The sequence below is a fragment of the Crocosphaera sp. Alani8 genome, assembly GCF_038442745.1.
Lineage (GTDB): Bacteria > Cyanobacteriota > Cyanobacteriia > Cyanobacteriales > Microcystaceae > Crocosphaera.
The window spans coordinates 1-6,767 of the sequence record NZ_JARVCN010000179.1 but is presented as its reverse complement, the minus strand read 5'-3'; the positions used below and the strand labels follow the sequence as shown (position 1 = coordinate 6,767).

Genomic DNA, 6,767 nt, shown 5'->3' with positions numbered 1-6,767 from the left:
CATTTGCTCGCGATCGCATCCAAAATCCCTCACCCACAAAATCCGTTAGAACGAGAGGATGAAATACTATCAACTTAGATTGATTTTCACGACTTAACTTACACTATCCAAGCTTCTATCATATCATAAAACACTTTACCAAGAGGTCGAGTCTATTCAACTATTTCTTATTTGTGCAATTAATTTTGTATCTTCACTTAACCAAGAATAATCAGAGATGTTGAAACCAAGACTTTGTTATTGTAATATCAACATCAGATAATAAAAGACTAGGATAAATCGCTGTTTGTTGAATCGGATGAGTTAAAACTTTACAACCATGTATTTGATAATAATTAAAATTGAGCAACTGATGAACCACAGCAATTACATCAAAGCTAAGTTGACTAGCAGGAGAATCAATAGGTCTTCCATCTTGCGGATCAATAATAGCAATTAATGACCCTTGTTTTTTACAAGTTAGTTTTATTCTTTTACTCAAAATCAAAAATTCTTCTTTCAATCGTTGTTTTTCCATTTCAACTTTACAATTAATCGTATCTAACGGAATGAAAGAATACAATAAAAAAATCACAGTAGTCTTAGGCAATATCTGCCATTCGGGGAGTAATAAAGAAGAATTCTTCTTGATGAATTGAGTGACAGGCTGAACATAGATTTCAATGGGAAGTTGAGCCGTTTTTTGATAAGTAATGATAGGATTAATATTCAGTTGATAGTTTCCTCTGTAGAACTATAATTGGAGTTGTTTAATGGTTTAGAAAATTTTAAAAACTTTTCTCTTGCACATATTCTTGTCGATATAAATGTACATATATTATAGTTGATTTTAGAAAACAGTTCTTGATATTAGTTTTAAATAATTTAGTAGTTTACTTAGTAAATTACTAAACGAGATTTATGATAGAGTTGTTTTTTTCTGGCAGAATATAATAGATTATGAGTAGAAAAGAGGACTTAAACTATACCACGATACCGAAGACGACGAAGTTCAGCACAAGATCATTTCACCACCGACGACTTTAACCAGTTATTGGCACAGTCTCAGTCTCAGTCCGTGCCAACGATTGATGTTGAGGTGGTGTCTGAAGACTCAAGCCTTATCAATAGTCCCTTTCAACCCCTTAGTCAATCTGAACAAGCTGAAAAGCAACGATTAGAAGCGGTGGTCGCTGGTGCTGTGTGGGCTGCGGGACAAGCCTTGAAAGAACTGCGAGAAAAAAAACTGTATCGTGACACCCATCCCAGTTTTTCGGTTTATTGTCGAGAAAAGTTCGGTCATTCCCGTCAAAAGTCCGATTATTTAATTGCCGGAGCAACCATCTATGAGAATATAAAAGCCAGTGGTTGCGAAATTCTGCCTACCGGTGAGTTCCAGGTGCGGCCTTTGGGGGTATTGAAGAAACCACCACTACAAGTGGATGCATGGGACAAAGCGGTGAAGATAGCGAATAATAAAGTCCCTACTCACAATATCGTTCAAAAAGTGGTCAGAGAAATGACCCGAGAGGATGCAGATAATCCTTTTGAGTTGGGGGAAGTGGTGGGAATTGTTGCTCAAGATAACCCCAAGTTAAAAGGTAAAAATGGGTTTTGGGGTATCGTGACGGCAATCTCAAAAACCACTTGTAATATCCAAACCTGGGATAGTGAATTAGAAGAAATTGAAATTGAATTCTTGCGAGAATTGCAATATACCGAAGAAGATTGTTCAGCCATCGAAAAACTTCATGGTAGGATTCAGCGACTGCAAGGTGCTGAGTTAGAACATACAGCCAAGGGGGTCTTACGGTTGTTGGGGAAAATTGACCGTCCGTACCTGACCCCCTTGGAAGAGCAAATGTTGCAGTTAGTAGAAAAGACTTATGCCAATAAATAGATAAAGAACGTCACACATTACCCCAATAGTGCAGTTTACTAGCGATCTTCTTCAAGAAGAAGATCGATTTTCTTAAGTAAAGTTTGTAGCTTTCTCCATTTTCGAGAATTTTTCCAAATTTTTGACTTTTTAAGCCTTGAATTAAGATTATCTAATGTTTTTTGAGGGGTTAGAGAATTATTCAAAGTCAACGGTTCTTCTAAGTATCTTATTTGTTCTTTGATTTGAGATAAAGAAAGATTCTCTTCAACAGATTGAGTTAATAGATTTTGTCGTTGAGTGAAGTCTTTTACTTTTGAAATTGCCATTACTTTTGTATAAGAAATTTGACCTTTTCGTAAAGCTTCTAGAAGTTCAGAAGGAAGCTTAAGTAAAGGTAATCGGGAGGTAATAAATGACTCCCAACTTAATAACCCAAGAGACTTAAAAACTGATTGAATTGTTTTCCCAACTTCGTTAGTCAAAACGTTTTGACTAACCGTTCCACTACTTTCGTTTCTCATTCGATATAAATTAGCTATCACCTCATCAATACTTATATCTAAATGAAAAGAAAGTAATTGAAGTATTCCCTCTGTTTCTTCAACTGGATTTAAGTCTTCTCTCTGTAAATTTTCTACTAGAGCAATGGTTAAAGCTTCTCGATCACTGAGAGAGCGAACTGTCACAGGCACTTGTGTTAATCCTGCACTAATAGCTGCTTTATAACGGCGTTCTCCTGCCACTAATTCATATTGATTAGAGCTATTATTTATAGGACGAACTAATAAAGGTTCTAAGATGCCATATTGTATTATTGATTCTGTTAACTCTTTTAATTTTTGGGTATCAAAATAACGTCGAGGTTGCGAAGAATTGAAAATAATAGAGTTGAGCGATAACCAAGTAGGATTAGTGGAGGATTCCACTTGGTTCTCTTCAGAAAAAACAAATTGTTTCAGGCTATTTTGACGTACAGGCATTGAGGATCTCCAAAGCTTCATTAAATAATATTTGATAGTCTTTAGCAGCTTCTTTCGCTGCTGAGCGGGTCATTTGAAAAACGGTTTTTTCCTGACCGGGGGCATCAGCAATACATTGTCTTTGGTAAATGATACTTTGTAATAAAGGGATAATATTATCGGAGAAAACTTCTTGAGCTTCTTTGAGTAAAGTTGTTCCTTTTGTAGCACGAGAAAGAAATAAAGCAGCTTTTGGCCATCCTCCTCTTAGTTCTTGTGCATGACGGATGAAACGGATGATTTGACTACTACTATGAATATCTAATCCTGATGGTTGGCAAGGAATTAAGGCTAAATCACAACGAGCTAAAATCGCTTTTGTCACTTCTGATAAACTTCCCGGTCCATCTACCACAACGTACTCGTTTTGAGAAGCCAGTTGAGGCAGACTTTCAAATAACTCTTCAGGATTACTCTCTACTAAATAATTTTCATCACCGTCTTGTTGTACCGCTTTAAACCAAAGACTCGAACTTTGCTGAGCATCAGCATCTACTAATAAGGTTTTTTGCTTTTGTGATAACAAATAACTTAAGTGAACAGACGCTGTTGTTTTTCCTGTTCCTCCTTTTTGATTAACTAACGCAATAATTGGCATGATAAATTTTTTTGAGCGCACTGTTGACAGAGTTTTGGCGTAAACAACTATGTTAAAAACGATAGTGAATCAATGGAATTGACTTCAAAGTTTAAAAAATTGTTTCTCTAAATTATACGCATAAGTGAGGCAATCTTTCGCGCCTTCGCGCTGATCTAGGGAAAAAAATAATCCTAGACCTTATGGTGCAAAAAACAAACAAAACTGCACTTGCCTTTGAGCAATTAGAACAAGGACTCGCCGAACTCCTAGAATCCGGCGACTGGCAAAGATACTTGAAAACACAATCCCAATTCCACAATTACTCGTTTAACAATGTGATGCTAATCTTGTCCCAATTTCCAGAAGCTTCGAGAGTGGCTGGCTATCAACGCTGGCAAGAATTAGGAAGACAGGTAAAGAAAGGCACCAAGTCTATCAAAATTTTAGCCCCGTTGAAACGCAAAATCGAGAAAGAAAACGAGAAAGGAGAATTAGAGGCAAAAACTGGTATTTTCGGCTTTAGGACGGTTAACGTCTTTGATATCTCCCAAACCGAAGGAGACGAATTACCCGAAATAGTTTCCCCATTAACTGGTGATGATCAAGGATTCATCGATCGCTTAACGGCATTTAGCCACCATAACCAAGTTCCCGTATTTTTCAAAGGATTGCTAGGGAGAGCCAACGGCTGTTGTCGTTACGATGGGCAAACTGGAGATCCTATCGAAATTGTAGTAGATCCACTGCTACCAAAGCAACATCAGACGAAGACACTAGCGCACGAAATAGGCCACTCAATTTTGCATTCTCGTACACAATACGATAACCATATTCCCAGAAGCCAAGCGGAATTAGAAGCCGAATCCGTGGCTTTTATTGTACTTAATTATTTCGGCATTGATTCGAGTGATTATTCGTTTGCTTATGTTGCTAGCTGGCAACAAGGCGAGGATGCGCTGGAAAATCTTCGACAAAGTGGAATGAGTATTCAGAAAGCTGCTAATCAAATTATTGACTGGATTGAAACAAATTTCCAAGCGCAATTAGCAGCTTAATTCATGTCTTTACCACTGTTATTTATTTCCAAAAGAGAAGGTTCAATCCCTTCTCTTTTTAGTCTACCTGAAATTTAGCCGTTAGTCATAATGCCTCGAAAAAAGAAGAAACCAGTCAATCTCGAAGATAAACGGAAAAACCGTCGAGATACCATTACTAATTTCTATCTTAATCGATTAACCGAAGTTTGTAATGATCCTCAACAAGTTTGGAAATTAACCAAAGATCCTACCAATATTTTTCGACTAAATGAACAAGAACTTAACGATGTTTTAACTGAATTAAACCGTCGTGTCTCAGTGGGAGAAATTGACCCACAAGTACGAAACAAAATCATTCAAGGTATTAATTATCAATAACCCTTTGCCACAAGGAAGCGAATTGATGAGTAGTCGCTCTACAGGAGTCAACACAAGAAGCCTTGTTTTAGAGCGTTAGGTTGCGCTTTGCGCTGTTATGGAGATGATAATAACACATTCCAATGACTTACAGCAAATATCAAAGCAAAGTCGTCCCTTTAGACAATAACTGGCGGTTAAATTGCCTTTTGCCTCATTTAGCCACTATTACTAACCCCAAAGGCGAAAGGCATACTACGTATTTCGGCTTCGATAATTATCAAGAAGCCCAAGCATTCTGTCAATATCTCACACAAAATAACCTTTGCTCAAGAGCAATTATCCGTCGCAGCCAACGACTATCATTGTGTGCCTACGAAATAAAAACATGGAGCGTAGATTCACAGCTTCTGGTAAGAATATTGAATCATCAAGACTTGTCTTTGATTAATTTTATTAATCAGGAAAAGCAAGTATCTTAAGCCCCAAATGATATACATCTACACCTAATTCTATCATGTCTTATACAGAAATTCAACGTATCGAATGTCAGGGTATTCCTAGCATCGAATACCAGACAGAACCCGATGATATCCCTATTCCTGAACGAATCCAGTTTGATTTTATCCCTCAGTTTCCTTATGACCAATATGGTTATAATCCCCCAAAGTTTGTCTATTGTGAACAAGTTATCTTAGTTGAAGAATGGCTCTTTTGCCAAGAACAGCAATACAATTTCTTTGATGAACATGAAGTGTATCGTATTTGTGCATTGGAAATAGAAGAATATAGTCTAACAGGGAAAACTTTGTACGAAGCCCCCTCTTGGAAATATGGCATTAGGGGAACTAGAGGAACCCGTGAATTGATTTGGTTTGAAGAAGATGAGTTAATTTCTTTGACAGAGATTAATTCAGAAGACCAGGAATTTTAATAGTTTCCAGGTGGGGACTTTTTTAAATATAAACTAGCTCTAACCCTGATGAAATAACGCTTTGAACCTGGGGACTTTTTGAATAATCTCTGAGTGCGGAAAAATCAATGTTCACAACTACTTTAACACTGATCAAGTAAAGCTTTCAGGGTGCGGAAAATTGTCCCAAGTCCCACGCTTTGCGTGGATTAAGCAGAGTATTTTATGGTTCAACACAATATGAATGATATCAGATTAAGTTCCGATATTCGCGCCGAATTCACGATTAATAATGATGGTAGCAGCACCACCACAATTAGAGGAGCAGCCAGGTTAGCTGGGGTGGCTCACAGTGTTCTTTCTCGTCATTTTTCGGGGGGTAATTTTTCTTCATCTAAACTGTCCCAAAAGCTTATAGCAGAAGGCTTTAAGCCTGGGAACTTTCGCCAAGGAATTCCAGAAGTTGCCTTATCAATAATACTAGAATACTATTCGTTTGATGCCGGGGCTAGATGTACTGAACAAGCCCGATTAGTGTACAAAGCTTTTGCCAGTGTTGGTATTCGTGGTTGGTTGCAACAACAACTCGATTATCAACCAACCACTACTAATCCTACCCCAGAATCAACATTAGCCGAAATTGACCAAATCTTCTCTGGCTTGTATAAGCTTAACATCAAACCAGAATTGATCGAGTCTGCTAAATTAACAGCGATTGCCAAAACCTTCCCACATTTAGAAACAGCAGCCGAAGAAAGTAAGCAGTTACTTTCTGCACAAATGCAAGTCGAAGAAATCCCATTGTCACCAACCAAACTGGGGAAGATCATTGCTGAACAATTAGAGTTGGATAAACCCATTTCTGCACGTCGTATCAACCAAATCTTAGTTGAAATTGGATTCCAAGATTCTGAAAGAGTTAGTAACTCAAAAGGTAAGACCAAAATCCAGAAATGTTGAATGTTAGAAAAAAGCCTGGAAAAAATCTGTTTAAAATGAT

At 37.5% G+C, this 6,767-nt stretch carries 9 protein-coding genes; 6 read left to right on the top strand and 3 right to left on the bottom strand.

What is annotated here, in order from left to right; translation table 11 throughout:
• Nucleotides 1-211: 211 nt before the first annotated feature.
• Nucleotides 212-517, bottom strand: a complete 306-nt coding sequence (locus P9B04_RS11775; RefSeq protein ID WP_342055181.1) for a hypothetical protein — start codon at nt 515-517, stop codon at nt 212-214.
• Nucleotides 518-1,033: 516 nt separating this feature from the next.
• Between P9B04_RS11775 and P9B04_RS11770 the strand changes: the two genes are divergently transcribed.
• The gene (locus tag P9B04_RS11770; RefSeq protein ID WP_342055180.1) at nt 1,034-1,879 is read left to right on the top strand and encodes a hypothetical protein; all 846 of its coding nucleotides are present in this window, start codon (nt 1,034-1,036) and stop codon (nt 1,877-1,879) included.
• A gap of 38 nt (nt 1,880-1,917) precedes the next feature.
• Here P9B04_RS11770 and P9B04_RS11765 read toward each other — a convergent pair whose 3' ends face one another.
• Both P9B04_RS11765 and P9B04_RS11760 read right to left on the bottom strand, forming a co-directional pair.
• Nucleotides 1,918-2,841 carry a ParB/RepB/Spo0J family partition protein gene (locus P9B04_RS11765; RefSeq protein ID WP_342055179.1) on the bottom strand — a complete coding sequence of 308 codons (924 nt, stop codon included), beginning with the start codon at nt 2,839-2,841 and terminating at the stop codon, nt 1,918-1,920.
• A complete protein-coding gene (locus P9B04_RS11760) occupies nt 2,822-3,478 on the bottom strand; it encodes an AAA family ATPase (protein ID WP_342055178.1) in 657 nt (218 codons plus the stop codon). Before P9B04_RS11760 ends, P9B04_RS11765 begins: the two co-directional genes overlap by 20 nt.
• A 182-nt stretch (nt 3,479-3,660) precedes the next feature.
• On the opposite strand from P9B04_RS11760, the gene P9B04_RS11755 reads away from it, so the two are divergent.
• From P9B04_RS11755 to P9B04_RS11735, 5 genes are all read left to right on the top strand, one after another.
• Complete coding sequence (locus P9B04_RS11755) at nt 3,661-4,515, top strand: ArdC-like ssDNA-binding domain-containing protein (RefSeq protein WP_342055177.1); 855 nt, start codon at nt 3,661-3,663, stop codon at nt 4,513-4,515.
• Nucleotides 4,516-4,605: 90 nt separating this feature from the next.
• The gene (locus P9B04_RS11750) at nt 4,606-4,875 is read left to right on the top strand and encodes a hypothetical protein (RefSeq protein ID WP_342055176.1); all 270 of its coding nucleotides are present in this window, start codon (nt 4,606-4,608) and stop codon (nt 4,873-4,875) included.
• 122 nt (nt 4,876-4,997) lie between these two features.
• Entirely contained in the window at nt 4,998-5,336 is a 339-nt protein-coding gene (locus tag P9B04_RS11745; RefSeq protein WP_342055175.1) for a hypothetical protein, read from the top strand.
• A 35-nt stretch (nt 5,337-5,371) separates the two neighbouring features.
• Complete coding sequence (locus P9B04_RS11740) at nt 5,372-5,788, top strand: hypothetical protein (RefSeq protein ID WP_342055174.1); 417 nt, start codon at nt 5,372-5,374, stop codon at nt 5,786-5,788.
• Nucleotides 5,789-5,992: 204 nt separating this feature from the next.
• Nucleotides 5,993-6,727: a hypothetical protein gene (locus tag P9B04_RS11735; protein ID WP_342055173.1), complete on the top strand. Its 735-nt coding sequence runs from the start codon at nt 5,993-5,995 to the stop codon at nt 6,725-6,727.
• The last annotated feature ends 40 nt before the right edge of the window (nt 6,728-6,767 follow it).